Raw genomic sequence first — 15,522 nt, 5'->3', positions numbered from 1 at the left:
CCAACATCACGACATTCATCACCAACATCACGACATTCATCACCAACATCACGACATTCATCACCAACATCACGACATTCATCACCAACATCACGACATTCATCACCAACATCACGACATTCATCACCAACATCACGACATTCATCACCAACATCACGACATTCATCACCAACATCACGACATTCATCACCAACATCACGATGTTCATCACCAACATCACGATGTTCATCACCAACATCACGATGTTCATCACCAACATCGCGATGTTCATCATCAACATCACGACATTTCGGTATAATTGATTCCCCAGTCTCTATTCTTTACTTTACAGGCGGACACACTTGCTGCACTTTTTGGGGAAGTTGCCGACACATCTGCTGGAATCCTTGAGGATTAATTTGCCACCAAGCAAATAATCCTAGACTTGTACCTCCAACAAGCAACGCCAACACTCCCCCCAGCATTACTAAACGTTTCTCCCGATTAGGTTTTGTAATTAAGGTTGGTGGAATTTCTGGGCTGAGAATTGGTTCCTCTGCCATATCCAACTCTAGATCCAAATCTGGCAAAGTTTGCGAATTTTCTGTAAAGGAAATTAATTCTTCTTGTTCCTCTTGTTCCTCTTCTTCCTCTAGTTCCTCTTCTTCCTCTTGTATTTCTGCTTCTATAATCTCTTCTGGCAACGCCGGAGTCACAGGTACTACGTATTCTGGGGAGACACGGTAATAAGTGAGAACAACCGATGTATTATCACGCCCATTTTTTTCGTTTGCTAAGTTAATCCAGTTGCAAACAGCATCTTCAACTGTCAATTGCCCTGCTAACACGGGTATTGCATAATCTTGCCAAGATTGTTCCACCCAGTTATTATCACTTAAACCATCAGAACACAGTAGCAAGATGCCATCTTCTTCCACAATAAATCGCTGAACCTTGAGACGCACAGATTCTGAATCTCTTGTGCCCAATGCTTGAGTTAAAGCACTAGCATCTGGTCTGAAGAGTGCCTTTCGATACAAGCTTTTCGCAAAGCGGACTTCCCGCATTGCTACATCATCATCTACTGTCAGTAGCTGGCAATAATTGCGAGTAATCCAATAGGCACGGCTATCGCCAACATTAGCCAAATAAAGCTCATGGGTATTATTTGATTGCCAGCCAGTACTTGTCTGCACTCGTTGGGGAACTTGCAACGCCATGACAATAGTTGTAGCCATGCGTTCTTTGCCTTGGCGTTTTTGTTCATTATTGCGGGCACAAATCACATTATTTACTACCCGCAAGCTTGCTTCTAATTGTTCCTGCAACAACTCTGGTGGTACAAGTACAGTTTGTTCTGTAACCTCCCTTAGTAAAACGCGAATTTGCAACTTTACAGACTGCACTGCCAATTGACTGGCAACTTCACCGCCTTCATGTCCACCAATACCATCGCAAACAATCGACAAGTGGCGCAATAAAGGTTCATCTAAATCACTCAAAGCATTGGGATAGCAAGCATCTTCATTTTGCGCCATCAATGGGCCAACATCTGTAGAGCCTGCCACCTTCGGGACTAATGGCAATTCTGCCGCAGATGCTAGTAGTAAATTATTGAGTTGAATATTAATAGCCTCTAACTCAATCTCAGTTTCACACATCTGCTGGACTATGTTTTGTAAGCCTTTGGCTACGGATGCCTTTGCAGACGCTACCCAAAATTGCCAACACTCCCCTAGATTTTGTAAACTCAGCTTCTCATCTGCTGGTGTTTGGTAGAGTTCTAACAGCCGCACACACCAACCTTGGACTCTCAAATTCTCTACTACTAGTAAACTGCGGCTAAGTCCCAATTCTGATAGAGGTGTCCAAAGTTGAAGAATTTGCCACAGCCAATAAACTTGTCGGACCGCCGTTGCTTGCTCCCATGCCTCAACAATAGTTGGATAGATATTTCCTGTCTTATCTATTGGCACATTTTCCAACAAGAGGATATCGGTTGGATCTTCCTCAAGATTACTAGCAAACCCATAAGCCTGGGGCAAATGCAACCGCTCTTGATATAACCGTAGATAAGGAATTACTTCCGTTGGCAATTCTTCAGGTACATCTGGCGGCAATGCCGGTTGAGTATCCAGCCAAATCTGGGGACTAATTACCTCATACCTGTCTGCTACCGTTGTGCCTGGTGTAATTTGAGCAGACGATGAGCCAGTAGCCCAAAGATAGCGGTGAACCAAAGGAGTTTGGCAACTGGCACAAACACTATCTCCCATAGGATTAATGGGACTCTTACAGCGGGGATTTATACAATAAATTATCAGTTGAGTAGAAATCATAAAAGTATAAATTATAAGAAACCAATCAACTCATGAACTTCGATTAACTTTAGCTGGCAAAGACTTGAAGGCTAGAATAGACTGGATTTGTGTACCGCTAGCTACACCTTGTTACTGAAATTAATCAAAATTATTGGTAAAAAGACCAAGTTTTGTTTTCTGTAAATAACTTACGTCTGGCTGTATCTAATCGTAGAAATGCATTTACGTCAATGTAGAGTTTAGGATGGCGCTATGCCAAGTTTTACCTTAATCTGGCTTCTGGCAGGAGCAGTTCTGTGTTTAACAGAACTGTTTTTACCATCGGCGTTTGTCGCCTTCATGATGGGAATTAGCGCTTTGCTGGTGGCGCTGCTGTCTGGAGTGGGTTTGGGAAATGTATGGTTGCAAGTTTTAATTTGGTTATTACTTTCCACATTACTAATTGTGCTTTCTCGTCGGTTTTTGCAACCACGACGACGCCAGTCGAAAATTCAGGATGCAGTTATAGCCGAAACTTTAACAGAAATCCCACCTGGGAAAACAGGGCGGGTGCTGTATGAGGGAAATTCCTGGCAAGCACGATGCGACGATGACAAATTTACCGTAGCACCCCATCAAAGAGTTTATGTGGTGAGGAGAGAAGGTACTACTTTGATTGTGATACCAGAAAATTTATTGAGTTCTTAGTCATTTGTTATTGGTCATTGGTCATTGGTCATTAGTTTTTTTCCCCTCCCCCACTTCCTTTACTTTTGAGTTACATTTGATACTTAAAAAATCAGGAGATTTATAATGGAACAGTTCTTTTTACTAGTCTTTTTAGCCCTTGGTGGTTCTGCTGTAGCGGGGTCTGTAAAAGTCATCAATCAGGGTAATGAAGCTTTGGTGGAAAGATTGGGTAGCTATAACAAAAAGCTGGAACCAGGAATGAATTTTTTAATTCCTTTTTTAGATAAAATCGTTTACAGAGAAACTATCCGGGAAAAAGTCTTAGATATTCCTCCCCAAAAATGCATCACCCGCGACAACGTTGGTATTGAGGTAGATGCAGTGTTTTATTGGCGCATTGTGGATATGGAAAAAGCCTGGTATAAGGTAGAAAATCTCCAGTCGGCAATGGTGAATATGGTGCTGACTCAAATTCGCTCCGAGATGGGACAACTAGAGTTGGATGAAACCTTTACTGCTCGTTCCCAAATCAATGAACTTCTGTTAAGAGATTTGGATATTGCTACAGATCCTTGGGGTGTGAAAGTGACGCGGGTAGAACTGCGAGATATTGTTCCATCTCAAGCGGTGCGAGAATCAATGGAATTGCAAATGTCAGCAGAACGACGCAAACGGGCAGCAATTTTAAATTCTGAGGGTGAACGCGAAGCTGCTGTAAATAGTGCTAGAGGTAAAGCAGAGGCGCAAATATTGGATGCCGAAGCTCGGCAAAAATCAACAGTTTTGCAAGCGGAAGCTGAACAAAAGGCGATCGTTTTGAAAGCTCAAGCGGAACGTCAGCAGCAAGTTTTGAAAGCGCAGGCGATCGCAGAGTCATCAGAAATTATTGCACAAAAGCTCCAGACGAATCCCAATGCTAATAAAGCAGTAGAAGTTCTGTTCGCCTTGGGCTATCTGGATATGGGCGCGACAATTGGTAGAAGCGATAGCAGTAAGGTCTTATTTATAGATCCGCGCACTATCCCTGCTGCTTTTGAGGGTATGCGCTCCGTTATCTCAAATGGTCAGCTTGACTCTAACGAGTTGTTTCCTAAACACATACCAGGATTAGAAAATAACCGCTCTATTTAGGAGAGACGCGATAAATCGCGTCTCTACATGAGATAAATCGCGTCTCTACATGAGGGCTTTCTGGCTTATCCCAAGGGTATTGAGATAAAACTGGTGACTTGTGTGTACACGGTAGGTACTGGGGAGTAGGGACAAGGAGACAAGCTTCTTCCTTGTCTCTTCGTCTTTTTCCAATGATTAATGACTAATATTAAAATATTAGAAAATACCTTCAGGTCGTAGCGGAATGCGGGGAGCGTCAAAAGAGTAATTTTTGCAAAAACTCGAATTTCCCAACATTTCAAAGCAGGTATGGGGCAATGGTGCGATTAAAACCGTGGCAGTGGGTCGTTTTAGCAATCCCGATCGCGTTTATTATCATTTTTTTACTGGTATCCGCCGGTACGCAAATTCATGCATGGGGTATTAATTGGATTTGGGGTGTATTCACCCTTTTATTCGTTGGTTGGCGTTGGCTATTGGTCAAATGGACTCAACCAGCTGTTAACCAAGTGGAAGCTGTATTAGCCCAAGTCCAAGAAGAACTGGAATCGACAGCAGAGAATACAGTAGCGCCACCAGTGGGAAGTGACACCACAAAGCTTGCAGAAGCCGCACTCCAAGAGATTCTGCAAGCTGCACAAAGCGATCGCCCGATTTGGGAAGACTGGCAAACTTTTTGGACGCGATGCCAAGATTTAGTGGTAGCGATCGCTCATATCTATAATCCTCAGATTCAATATCCCCTGCTGAATATTTACGTCCCCCAAGCTTACGGGCTGATTCGGGGAACGGTGGATGATATGGATCAGTGGATGCAAAAGTTATCGCCTGTCCTCAATCAGGTAACGATTGGACAAGCATACCAAGGATATGAAGTCTACCGGAAGTTGGAGCCATCGGCTCGGAAATTCTGGCGTGTTTGGAACTGGGCACAGTGGGTCTTAAATCCGGTGGCGGCGGTGGCAAAACAAGCTACTCAGGGTTCTAGTAACCAAGCAACTCAGCAATTATTGGGGAATTTGAGCCAGTTATTCCGAGAAGCTGCCCTGAGAAACTTATGTAGGCAGGCGATCGCACTCTACGGACGTAGCACATTACCAGTTTCAGCAACCGTTGTTTCCACACCAACTTTACCCAAGGCAAAAACTCAAACACTCCGAGAAATATTGACTCAAGCTCAACCAGCCGAGGCGGTTGAGCAAAAGCCTGTGAATATTCTACTGGTAGGGCGCACGGGGTCAGGAAAAAGTAGCCTGATTAACACACTATTTCAGGCAGATTTAGCAGCCGTTGATGTTTTACCCAGTACCGATCGCATTCAAAATTATCAATGGCAGACTCAAAGCGGAGAATCCCTCACGCTTTGGGACACACCTGGTTATGAACAAGTTAACCGTGCCGATCTCCGAAACTTGGTACTTGATTATGCCATCAATGCAGATTTGCTGCTGTTAGTCACCCCTGCCCTCGATCCTGCGCTGCAAATGGATGTGGACTTTCTGCAAGATATCAAAGCAGAAGTTGCAGATTTACCTGCGATCACGATCGTCACTCAAGTAGATCGTCTACGTCCCATCCGCGAATGGCAACCACCTTATGATTGGGAATGGGGCGATCGCTCCAAAGAAATTGCCATTCGCGAAGCCACTGAGTATCGCGCCAAACTGCTGGGAAACTTCTGTAATCTAGTTCTACCCGTGGTTACAGGTGACAGCAAAACGGGTCGAGTTGCTTGGGGAGTGGAGGCGCTTTCACTGGGATTAGTAGATGCGATCGCACCAACCAAGCAACTCCGTCTCGCCCGCTTTTTACGTAACCTAGAAGCCCGCACCGTCGCCGCAGCCAAAATCATCGACCACTACACCTTTCAAATGGCGACAACACAAGGACTAACGTCATTGCTTAAAAGTCCCGTTCTCCAGTTTGTTTCTACCCTATCAACCGGATCTCCAACCCTAGCCTATGTGCTGGCCGAGCAAATTCCCGTGGAACAGTTGCCGATTGTGATTGGCAAACTCCAAATGGGATATGAGCTTTTCTCGCTCTTGAATACAGCTAACCCTAACCCGCTCAACTTTGAATTGCTATCCCTCTGGCCGCTACTGCTAGAAAACTCCGCTTCACCCGATCGCAACGCCTGGGCATTTGGTCACGCTATAGTGGAGTACTGGACTCAGAATTTGACAGTTGAACAACTCCGGGAGCGATTTGAATATTATCTGTCAATGACCAAATAATTTGTCTGCGATAAGCGATGTCTAAGACGGGCTGTGACGCTCCTGCGGACGCTCGTTCCGACGCTCGTTCCTCGCTAACGCTGCGCTATCGCTACCGCTTTGCTAACGCTACGCTATCGGTGACACATCCTCTATTCTCTCGCAACTGCTACGCCTAAATAGCGAGTTTGCTAACTACGTTCCCCCTGTATCTTAAAATCACAAGTTGCGTTAGCCCTCCAGCATTTTACGAATATTTGCTTATCAAGATTAAAGATATTTATACTCAGACAGAGGTTAACAAAAAATGCGTTAACAGGTAGTAATCTTAACATCAAAGTTAAGATTACGATTAAGAGTAGGTGTCTGATAAAACCTACCCGCTTTACCAAAGTTTTTACAGAGACATCCCTTTTGTTCGGAGTTTTTTATGAAAAATATATTACAAACCTCCACTTCTCAAGAACAGAATTCACATCAGAGCTATAACATTTCGTCTTACAATAGGCTGCTTGCGGTCGTGAAAGATTTGGCTTGTGTGCGAACTATTGAAGAAATTATTGAGATTGTGCATTTGGCAGCCCGCGATCTCACTAATGCTGATGGAGTAACTTTTGTACTGCGGGATGGTGAATGTTGCCACTATGTCGATGAGAACGCCATCGGGCCGCTTTGGAAAGGTATGCGTTTTCCACTCAAGTCTTGCATCTCCGGTTGGGCAATGCTGAATAAACAAGCAGCCATAATTGAGGACATTTATCAGGATGCTCGAATTCCTCTTGATGCTTACAGAGTGACTTTTGTCAAGAGTCTAGTAATGGTTCCCATACGGGTTTCTGATCCACTGGGTGCGATCGGAGCGTACTGGAGTACACAACACCGAGCCACGCCCGAAGAGATCGGACTGCTTGAGATTTTGACTGATACTACAGCAGTTGCAATATCAAATGTTCAACTTTTCCAGAAACTTACGAACCAAAACGCCCTTAAAGACAAATTCATTGCGATGCTAGCTCACGAGTTGAGGAATCCCGTTGCCCCCATCTCGAACGGGATTCAGCTTCTCAAGTTGAAGCTAGGCGAGACTGGTTCAGTCGGAGAAACAGTTTTAATGATGCAACACCAGATTAAGCACCTCTCGAAATTGATCGATGAGTTACTTGACGTATCGTCCATCACCTACGGGAAGATTTCATTAAACCTTGAGAAGCTTAATCTGGTGGAATTGGTTCGCCAGAGTCTTAATGATCATGCACAAGCAATAAAGAAATCGAATCTTACCGTAGTAGAAGACCTACCAAACAAGCCTCTGTGGGCTTATGTTGACCCGACCCGTTTTTTCCAAGTCTTTGGAAACCTTGTTGATAATGCCTTAAAGTTTTCCAAGCCAGATGGGACGATTTGGGTGGATCTCTCATTCATTCCCGGTGAACATGGCTCAGGTAGTGTAGCGGTCTTATCTGTAAGAGACTCAGGCATAGGAATAGACCCGACAATCTTACCAGAACTCTTCGAGCCATTTACCCAAGCCGATCGCAGTTTAGATCGTTCGAGAGGCGGGCTAGGTTTGGGACTCTCGGTAGTAAAAAGTCTTGTCGAACTTCATGGTGGTAATGTTGAAGCCTCAAGTAGAGGGATCAATTTGGGAGCAGAATTCAAAGTCACCCTCCCTGTATGCGAAGATATTACAGCCTTGGACAACGACCAAGAGATTATAGAGGCGGCTAAAAAATCGTTGAAGATTTTAGTCATCGAAGATAACGAGGATTCAGCCGTAACATTAAAAGCAGTACTTGAGCATTTTGGGCATGAAGTTTCCATTGCCAAAAATGGAATTTTAGGGGTAGAGACTGCAAGGAAGCTTGAGCCTCAAGTGATTATTTGTGACATCGGACTTCCTGAGATGGATGGATTTGCCGTTGCACAAGAACTGAGTAAAGACTCCAAATTTACTCGCTCAATTCTGATTGCGCTCACCGGCTACAGTGGCCAGATGGATAAAGAGCTTGCGCTTAAGTCTGGTTTTAAATGCCACTTGACCAAGCCTGTGGACTTTGAAAAACTTACGGCAGAAATTGATCAATACTTTCTCATGAGTGCGTAAGCGTAGCCCATCGTAGACATCGCTTTTATCCCATTAAATCACCTGTCGCAGCCTCACCCGGATAAAAGCGATCGCTCAGAATTTCCTCAAAAGTATATAAACATTGCTGGGGAAAAGTTGAGAGTGGCAGATTTGTTTCTCCTGATGCTAAATCCCTACCATTTTCATAAGATTCCTGGAGTGCTTCTTCAAGGTAAGTCTTCAGACTAGGATTCTCGCTCAACAACTTGATAATTTCCCGTCGTTGTACTCTAATTGTTGCTAACCCTTCGGGTTCGCCAGTCGCTACAACGGGGGGAACCCCCGCAACGCGCTGGCTCACCAACTACGACTGCGTTGATTTGGTTGATATTCCCATTCGAGCAAATGTCCAATTAGAATACTAAGACGATTCCTCAACTCTTGGCGTTCCTTCCTTCCCAAAGATTTGATTTCCTCAATTAAATTGGGCAGATCAAGCTGGTTCCATTGATGATGAAGCAGAAGGTTAGCCTGTTCTTGAGTCCAACTGAAAAAGTCTGCTTCATAGAAGTTTTGCATCAGCTTCTTTGTCGTTTTTCAGGTTTGTAGTGTCTACAAAATTTTTAAATTCATAATTCATAATTACATTTAAGATAGAGATTTAAACCTTGTTTGAAAAAGTACTGTCTGCATAAGCATCAGTTACGAATCACGAATTACGAATTACGAATTACGAATTACGAATTAGAAAGTCACCACACTCCGAATTGATTCACCTTTGTGCATCAATTCAAAGGCATCATTAATTTGCTCAATGGGCATCACATGGGTAATCAAATCATCAATATTTATCTTACCTTCCATATACCAATCAACAATTTTTGGCACATCTGTACGTCCTCTCGCGCCACCGAATGCCGAACCTTTCCAAACGCGCCCAGTTACTAATTGAAAAGGACGAGTACTAATTTCTTGTCCAGCACCAGCAACACCAATAATTACGCTAACGCCCCAACCTTTGTGGCAGCATTCTAATGCTTGACGCATAATTTTGACATTACCGATACATTCAAAACTGTAATCAGCACCGCCTTTTGTTAAATCAACCAGATAGGGAACTAAATCCCCCTCTACTTCCTGGGGATTAACAAAGTGCGTCATACCAAACTTTTCCGCCAAGGCGCGTTTACTGGGATTAATATCCACCCCAACAATCATATTTGCCCCCACCATCCGCGCCGCTTGGATGACATTTAAGCCAATACCACCCAAGCCGAAAACCACAACATTTGCTCCCGGTTCCACCTTGGCAGTATTGATGACTGCACCAACACCAGTAGTCACACCACAGCCTATATAACAAACCTTATCAAATGGGGCATCTTCCCGAATTTTTGCTAGGGCAATTTCTGGCAGCACCGTATAGTTAGCAAAAGTTGATGTACCCATATAATGATGAATCATCTGCCCATCGATGCTAAAACGACTGGTGCCATCGGGCATCACACCGCGTCCTTGAGTTAAGCGAATGGCTTGACAAAGATTAGTTTTGAAACTCAAACAATATTCGCACTGACGACATTCGGGAGTGTAGAGAGGAATCACATGATCCCCTGGTTTGAGGCTGGTGACACCAGCGCCTACCTCCACTACCACACCAGCGCCTTCATGTCCTAAAATAGCCGGAAACAAACCTTCGGGATCATCGCCAGATAAGGTAAAAGCATCGGTATGACAAACCCCACTGGCTTTCACCTCAACTAACACTTCGCCAGCTTGTGGCCCCGATAGTTGAACGGTTTCAATTGTCAATGGCTTACCTGCGCTGTAAGCTACTGCTGCTTTAACTTGCAACATCAGGCCTCCTGTATAGTTATTTGACGTTATCCCCATACTTCAGCACTGGGGATTCTTTCACTTAAACATATTGAACGCATGATACACTTTTGTATCACTTCATCGTATTTATTAAGGAAAATCGCCGCTATAACGATAAATATTACTTTGTCAAAATATCATTCTCTAGCTAGATTGGTTAAAGGCGGCAACAGCTGTTTTGACAACAATGTAAACTGAATGTCAGCAGCAACACCCCAAATAATTTGTCCACCTCTCGATTAATACATTTTGTCACAGCTTATGAACCCTGCCCTAACTCAAATTGGCGCTCAAATGTCCAACCTGACTGGCGTCAGAGCAATCATGAAGGATATTATCGAAACATTACGAGCGGGTGCAGGGCAGCAATTTATTAATTTGAGTGCTGGTAATCCGTTGATTTTGCCAGAGGTAGAGCAGTTATGGCGGGATTGCACTGCACAGCTTTTGGCTAGCCCAGAATATGGTGAGGTAGTTTGTCGCTACGGCTCAAGTCAGGGTTATGCACCGTTAGTTGAAGCGATCGCTAATGATTTTAACAAACGCTACGGTTTAAACTTAAGCGATCGCAATATCCTCATTACCCCCGGCAGTCAAACCCTCTACTTTTACGCTGTGAATAGCTTCGGTGGCTACACCCCTAGCGGTGAGTTAAAAGAAATCGTTTTGCCTCTCAGCCCTGACTACACAGGTTACGGCGGCCTCTCCTTAGTTCCAAAAGCCTTAACTGCTTACAAACCAACTCTCGATATTGATGAAGCCGCCCACCGATTTAAATATCGCCCCGACTTCAGCCAACTGTCGATTACAGAAAATACGGGTTGTATCCTCTTCTCACGCCCCTGTAATCCCACTGGTAATGTCCTCACTGAGGATGAGGTGAGAAAGATTGCTGCCCTAGCTGCGCCTTACAATCTACCCGTGTTAATTGACTCAGCTTATGCGCCTCCCTTCCCGGCATTGAACTTTACCGAAATGACACCAGTGTTTGGTGATAACATCCTCCACTGCATGAGTTTATCAAAAGCGGGATTACCAGGAGAAAGGGTTGGTATTGCCATTGGGGATGAAAAGTGGATTGAAGTGTTGGAGTGTTTCCAAGCAAATATTAGTCTCCATTCTTCACGTTACGGCCAAGCGATCGCAGCTCTTGCAATCAATTCTGGTGCTTTAGTCGAAATTTCTCATACTGTCATCCGTCCCTTTTACCAAAATAAATTTACCGTTTTAGAAACCAGCTTAGAACAAGCGATGCCCAAGGATTTACCTTGGTTCCTCCATCGCGGTGAAGGGGCAATTTTTGCTTGGTTGTGGTTACAGGATTTACCCATCAGTGATTGGGAATTTTACCAGCAACTTAAGCAAGTAGGTGTGATTATTGTCCCAGGAAGTAGCTTCTTCCCCGGTTTAGAGGAAGAATGGGCGCACAAACACCAATGCTTCCGCATCAGCCTTACAGGTACGGATGAAGAGATAGCCACTGCTATGCAACGTTTAGCCAAAGTGGCTCAAGAAGCTTATAAAGGTGCGGCAGTAACTGCCTAGTACCGCAAGGCGGAATTAAAAATTAAAAACTAAAAACTAAAAATGAATACAGCGTAAGCATTTCATTGATTTGGAATGGGTGGTTTATTTCCGCCGTGTTGTACTAGTAGGAAAAATGGAAATGAAACACGAAGAAGCTAATAAAGAGATTGGAGGCAAAGGGGCAAAGAGGCAGAGGGGCAAGAGAGTAGGAGGAAATTCAAAAATTCAAAATGTCCAATCTCCAGCCCCCAATCCCCAGCCCGTAGTTCCCAGTCGCCAATCCCCAGCCCCCAATCTCGACAATTGGCTAGAAATTGGCACGATTGTTTCCCCTCAAGGATTGTCTGGAGAATTAAAGGTTTATCCTGTATCAGACTTCCCCGAAAGATTTGAAGTACCGGGAAAACGTTGGTTGTTGCGTTCAGGTGACACAGAACCACAACCAATCGAATTATTGACAGGGCGTTATATCAGTAATAAAAACTTGTATGTGATCAGATTAGCTGGCGTGGAAAATTGCGATCAGGCGGAGGCGTTGCGCGGTTGTAAGTTAATGGTGCCAGCAAGCGATCGCCCCCAATTAGGCGAAGATGAATATCATGTCCTCGATTTGATTGGCTTGGAAGTCTTCATGCAAGCATCTGGCGAACTCGTTGGTACGGTGGTAGATATCATCCCGGCTGGCAATGATTTGTTAGAAGTAAAGTTCCATGAATCATTTGCTACTGACAAAAAACAAAAGACTGTTTTGATTCCATTTGTGGAAGCGATCGCACCAGTCGTAGACTTGAAATCTAATCGCATTGAAATCACGCCGCCGCCTGGGTTATTGGAAATTAATAATTAGGTCATTAATTGAATGGGAATTTTTAATTTTTAATTCGGAGCAAAGCGACGTGACTCAAGCTTTACCAAAAATCGTAACTTTTGCAGTATTAATACCAATACAGTTCAGAATGAGCAACAAAACCCTCATGTAGAGACGCGATTTATCGCGTCTTCAAAGACCAATTACCTACACCAATAACCCTTAACCCAAGCGTATTGGTATTAATACAATACGGTTCGGTTAAGGTTTTTTGATGAAAATTCTAGATCCAAAGACGCGATAAATCGCCGTCTCTACAAGGATGGATCTTTCGTCTTGACGGCGATTTATCGCGTCTCTCTAACCATCCAAATGAATTTGACAGACTAGTAGACATAGCCCTTCGTAGACATCGCTTTCCATCCTGTGCCCAAAACCAAAGAATTTAGTCACTAAGGCTGAAAAAAATCATCATGGGTAGATGGCCATCATTTGCAAAACAAGTATAATTGCTTACTGATGAATCCGTCAAAATCCTTTTGTAATGGAGTGTCGAAATGACATTAGCAACGACTCCACAAACAAAGCCTTTAACAGATGAAGAATTACAGAAGATAAACGCCTATTGGCGTGCTGCTAACTATCTTTCCGTTGGGCAGATATATCTACTGGACAATCCGCTACTCAGAGAACCCCTAAAGCTGGAACACGTCAAACCCAGACTCTTGGGTCACTGGGGAACAACACCAGGGCTGAACTTGATCTATGTTCACCTGAATCGGGTCATCAAAAAATATGACCTTAACACGATTTATATTGCTGGCCCTGGTCATGGAGGCCCTGGACTGGTAGCCAACACCTACCTAGAAGGCACTTACACTGAGTATTATCACAACATCTCCCAGGATGCAGAAGGAATTCAGAAACTCTTCAAACAATTTTCTTTCCCTGGTGGTATTCCTAGCCACGTTGCACCGGAAACCCCCGGTTCGATCCACGAAGGCGGGGAATTAGGTTATGCCCTCGTCCATGCTTTCGGTGCTGCCTTTGATAACCCTGACTTGATCGTTGCTGCTGTTGTGGGTGACGGTGAAGCTGAAACAGGTGCTTTAGCAACTAGCTGGCATTCCAATAAGTTTCTTAACCCTGTGCATGATGGGGCTGTACTGCCGATCCTCCACTTGAATGGGTATAAAATTGCTAATCCAACAGTATTGGCACGGATAAGTCATGAGGAATTAGAAAGCTTATTTGTAGGCTACGGCTACAAGCCATACTTTGTTGAAGGTGACGATCCCGCAGATGTACATCAGCAGATGGCGGCGACTCTAGATATAGCGATCGCAGAAATTCAAAACATTCAGAGAGAAGCCCGTGTACATGGTTTCACCGAACGTCCCCAGTGGCCGATGATTGTTTTGAGAACCCCCAAAGGTTGGACAGGGCCGAAGGAAGTAGATGGTAAAAAAACCGAAGGTTATTGGCGATCGCACCAAGTTCCCTTTGGGAACATAGCCAAACAGCCAGAACACCTGAAACTCTTAGAAGATTGGATGAAGAGTTACCAACCAGAAGAACTCTTCGACGCTAACGGCACACTGATCCCAGAACTAGCAGAATTGGCTCCTAAAGGTCATCGGCGCATGGGTGACAATCCCCACGCCAACGGCGGTATTTTGCTGCGCGACCTGAAAATGCCCGACTTTCAAGACTATGCCGTAGATGTTCTCAAACCAGGCCAAGCGATCGCTGAAGCTACCCAAGTTGCCGGAAAATTCCTGCGGGATATCATGCAACTTAACCAAGAAAGCCGCAACTTCCGCATCGTCGGCCCCGATGAAACGGTATCAAATCGCTTAGGCGGTGTATTGGAAGTCACAGACCGGACTTGGGTAGCCGAGAAACTCCCAGAAGATGACCACCTTTCCCCCAATGGTCGGATAATGGAAATTCTCAGCGAAACTTGTTGTCAAGGATGGTTAGAAGGCTACCTTCTCACAGGCCGCCACGGGTTCTTCTCCTGCTACGAGGCGTTCATCCACATCATTGACTCAATGTTCAATCAGCACGCCAAATGGCTAAAAACGACCAGAGATATTCCCTGGCGTAGACCTATAGCTTCTCTCAATTATCTACTCACCTCCCACGTTTGGCGGCAAGACCACAACGGCTTCTCGCACCAAGACCCCGGTTTTATTGACCATGTAGTCAATAAGAAAGCAGAAATTGTTCGCGTGTATTTGCCCCCCGATGCAAACACTCTGCTATCGGTAACTGACCATTGTTTAAGAAGCCGTAACTATGTCAACGTTATTGTTGCTGGAAAGCAACCAGCATTGCAATACCTCGACATGGATGCTGCTATCAAGCACTGCACCAAAGGCATCGGTATTTGGGAATGGGCAAGCAACGACCAAGGTGGTGAACCAGATGTAGTGCTGGCTTGTGCTGGGGATATTCCCACCTTAGAAACTTTAGCGGCTGTGGACATTCTGCGCCAGCGCTTCCCTGAGTTAAAGGTGCGGGTAGTGAACGTAGTCGATTTGATGACACTACAGCCAAAAAGCGAACATCCCCACGGTTTGAGCGAAAAAGACTTTGACACGATTTTCACCACAGACAAACCGATTATCTTTGCCTTTCATGGCTATCCCTGGCTGATTCATCGCCTAACCTATCGCCACACCAACCATAATAATTTGCATGTGCGTGGCTACAAGGAAGAAGGAACCACCACCACTCCCTTTGATATGGTTGTTCTTAACGATCTAGATCGCTTCCATTTGGTGATGGATGTTATTGCTCGCGTGCCAAAGCTAGGATATAGGGCAGCTTATGTCAAACAGGAGATGCAAGATAAGCTGATCGAACACAAGCATTACATTGAGAAGTACGGCGACGATATGCCGGAAATTCGGGACTGGAAGTGGCCCTATTAAGAAGAAG

General features: G+C 44.6%; 11 protein-coding genes and 1 pseudogene. 9 read left to right on the top strand and 3 right to left on the bottom strand.

The genetic code is table 11. The annotated features are described in order from the left end of the window. Positions 1-390: hypothetical protein (locus tag F8R90_RS33805; protein ID WP_196510524.1), on the top strand; the 390-nt coding region annotated here is incomplete at its 5' end. Here F8R90_RS33805 and F8R90_RS09340 read toward each other — a convergent pair. Beyond that, positions 321-2,318, bottom strand: coding sequence for a protein phosphatase 2C domain-containing protein (locus F8R90_RS09340; protein WP_196510523.1), 1,998 nt, complete (start codon positions 2,316-2,318; stop codon positions 321-323). The genes F8R90_RS33805 and F8R90_RS09340 overlap by 70 nt on opposite strands. Positions 2,319-2,552: 234 nt before the next feature. Here F8R90_RS09340 and F8R90_RS09335 point away from each other — a divergent pair, with 234 nt between their 5' ends. The 5 genes from F8R90_RS09335 (at position 2,553) to F8R90_RS09315 (ending at position 8,402) form a co-directional block, all read left to right on the top strand. Beyond that, a complete protein-coding gene (locus F8R90_RS09335) occupies positions 2,553-2,987 on the top strand; it encodes an NfeD family protein (RefSeq protein ID WP_196510522.1) in 435 nt (144 codons plus the stop codon). Between the two features lie 105 nt (positions 2,988-3,092). After that, complete coding sequence (locus tag F8R90_RS09330) at positions 3,093-4,100, top strand: SPFH domain-containing protein (RefSeq protein ID WP_196510521.1); 1,008 nt, start codon at positions 3,093-3,095, stop codon at positions 4,098-4,100. Positions 4,101-4,399: 299 nt separating this feature from the next. Beyond that, positions 4,400-6,319, top strand: a complete 1,920-nt coding sequence (locus F8R90_RS09325; protein ID WP_196510520.1) for a GTPase family protein — start codon at positions 4,400-4,402, stop codon at positions 6,317-6,319. 17 nt (positions 6,320-6,336) lie between these two features. Further along, entirely contained in the window at positions 6,337-6,477 is a 141-nt protein-coding gene (locus tag F8R90_RS09320; RefSeq protein ID WP_196510519.1) for a hypothetical protein, read from the top strand. 251 nt (positions 6,478-6,728) lie between these two features. Continuing rightward, positions 6,729-8,402 carry a hybrid sensor histidine kinase/response regulator gene (locus F8R90_RS09315; protein ID WP_196510518.1) on the top strand — a complete coding sequence of 558 codons (1,674 nt, stop codon included), beginning with the start codon at positions 6,729-6,731 and terminating at the stop codon, positions 8,400-8,402. 25 nt (positions 8,403-8,427) lie between these two features. Here the strand turns inward: F8R90_RS09315 and F8R90_RS09310 are convergent. Together F8R90_RS09310 and F8R90_RS09305 are read right to left on the bottom strand one after the other, a co-directional pair. Continuing rightward, positions 8,428-8,942: pseudogene (locus F8R90_RS09310) on the bottom strand (DUF29 domain-containing protein). Positions 8,943-9,107: 165 nt separating this feature from the next. Then, the gene (locus F8R90_RS09305) at positions 9,108-10,217 is read right to left on the bottom strand and encodes an S-(hydroxymethyl)glutathione dehydrogenase/class III alcohol dehydrogenase (protein WP_190892313.1); all 1,110 of its coding nucleotides are present in this window, start codon (positions 10,215-10,217) and stop codon (positions 9,108-9,110) included. A gap of 285 nt (positions 10,218-10,502) precedes the next feature. On the opposite strand from F8R90_RS09305, the gene F8R90_RS09300 reads away from it, so the two are divergent. The 3 genes from F8R90_RS09300 to F8R90_RS09290 all read left to right on the top strand — a co-directional run bounded on the left by F8R90_RS09300 (position 10,503) and on the right by F8R90_RS09290 (position 15,515). Next, a complete protein-coding gene (locus tag F8R90_RS09300) occupies positions 10,503-11,786 on the top strand; it encodes a valine--pyruvate transaminase (RefSeq protein WP_196510517.1) in 1,284 nt (427 codons plus the stop codon). A gap of 121 nt (positions 11,787-11,907) precedes the next feature. Further along, positions 11,908-12,615 carry a ribosome maturation factor RimM gene (gene rimM, locus F8R90_RS09295; RefSeq protein ID WP_196510516.1) on the top strand — a complete coding sequence of 236 codons (708 nt, stop codon included), beginning with the start codon at positions 11,908-11,910 and terminating at the stop codon, positions 12,613-12,615. Positions 12,616-13,133: 518 nt separating this feature from the next. Beyond that, positions 13,134-15,515, top strand: a complete 2,382-nt coding sequence (locus tag F8R90_RS09290; protein WP_196510515.1) for a phosphoketolase family protein — start codon at positions 13,134-13,136, stop codon at positions 15,513-15,515. The last annotated feature ends 7 nt before the right edge of the window (positions 15,516-15,522 follow it).

This window comes from Nostoc sp. NZL (genome assembly GCF_015714705.1).
In the GTDB taxonomy this organism is placed as follows: domain Bacteria; phylum Cyanobacteriota; class Cyanobacteriia; order Cyanobacteriales; family Nostocaceae; genus Nostoc; species Nostoc foliaceum_A.
Note: the sequence above shows the minus strand (reverse complement) of the source record. Positions and strands in the feature narration are given on the sequence as shown.

Bases quoted from the DNA above. Each gene is read 5' to 3' on its own strand.
- rimM (WP_196510516.1), top strand. From the start codon at position 11,908: ATGAAACACGAAGAAGCTAATAAAGAGATTGGAGGCAAAGGGGCAAAG.
- F8R90_RS09290 (WP_196510515.1), top strand. From the start codon at position 13,134: ATGACATTAGCAACGACTCCACAAACAAAGCCTTTAACAGATGAAGAA.
- F8R90_RS09335 (WP_196510522.1), top strand. From the start codon at position 2,553: ATGCCAAGTTTTACCTTAATCTGGCTTCTGGCAGGAGCAGTTCTGTGT.
- F8R90_RS09300 (WP_196510517.1), top strand. From the start codon at position 10,503: ATGAACCCTGCCCTAACTCAAATTGGCGCTCAAATGTCCAACCTGACT.
- F8R90_RS09325 (WP_196510520.1), top strand. From the start codon at position 4,400: ATGGTGCGATTAAAACCGTGGCAGTGGGTCGTTTTAGCAATCCCGATC.
- F8R90_RS09340 (WP_196510523.1), bottom strand. From the start codon at position 2,318: ATGATTTCTACTCAACTGATAATTTATTGTATAAATCCCCGCTGTAAG.
- F8R90_RS09320 (WP_196510519.1), top strand. From the start codon at position 6,337: ATGTCTAAGACGGGCTGTGACGCTCCTGCGGACGCTCGTTCCGACGCT.
- F8R90_RS09330 (WP_196510521.1), top strand. From the start codon at position 3,093: ATGGAACAGTTCTTTTTACTAGTCTTTTTAGCCCTTGGTGGTTCTGCT.
- F8R90_RS09315 (WP_196510518.1), top strand. From the start codon at position 6,729: ATGAAAAATATATTACAAACCTCCACTTCTCAAGAACAGAATTCACAT.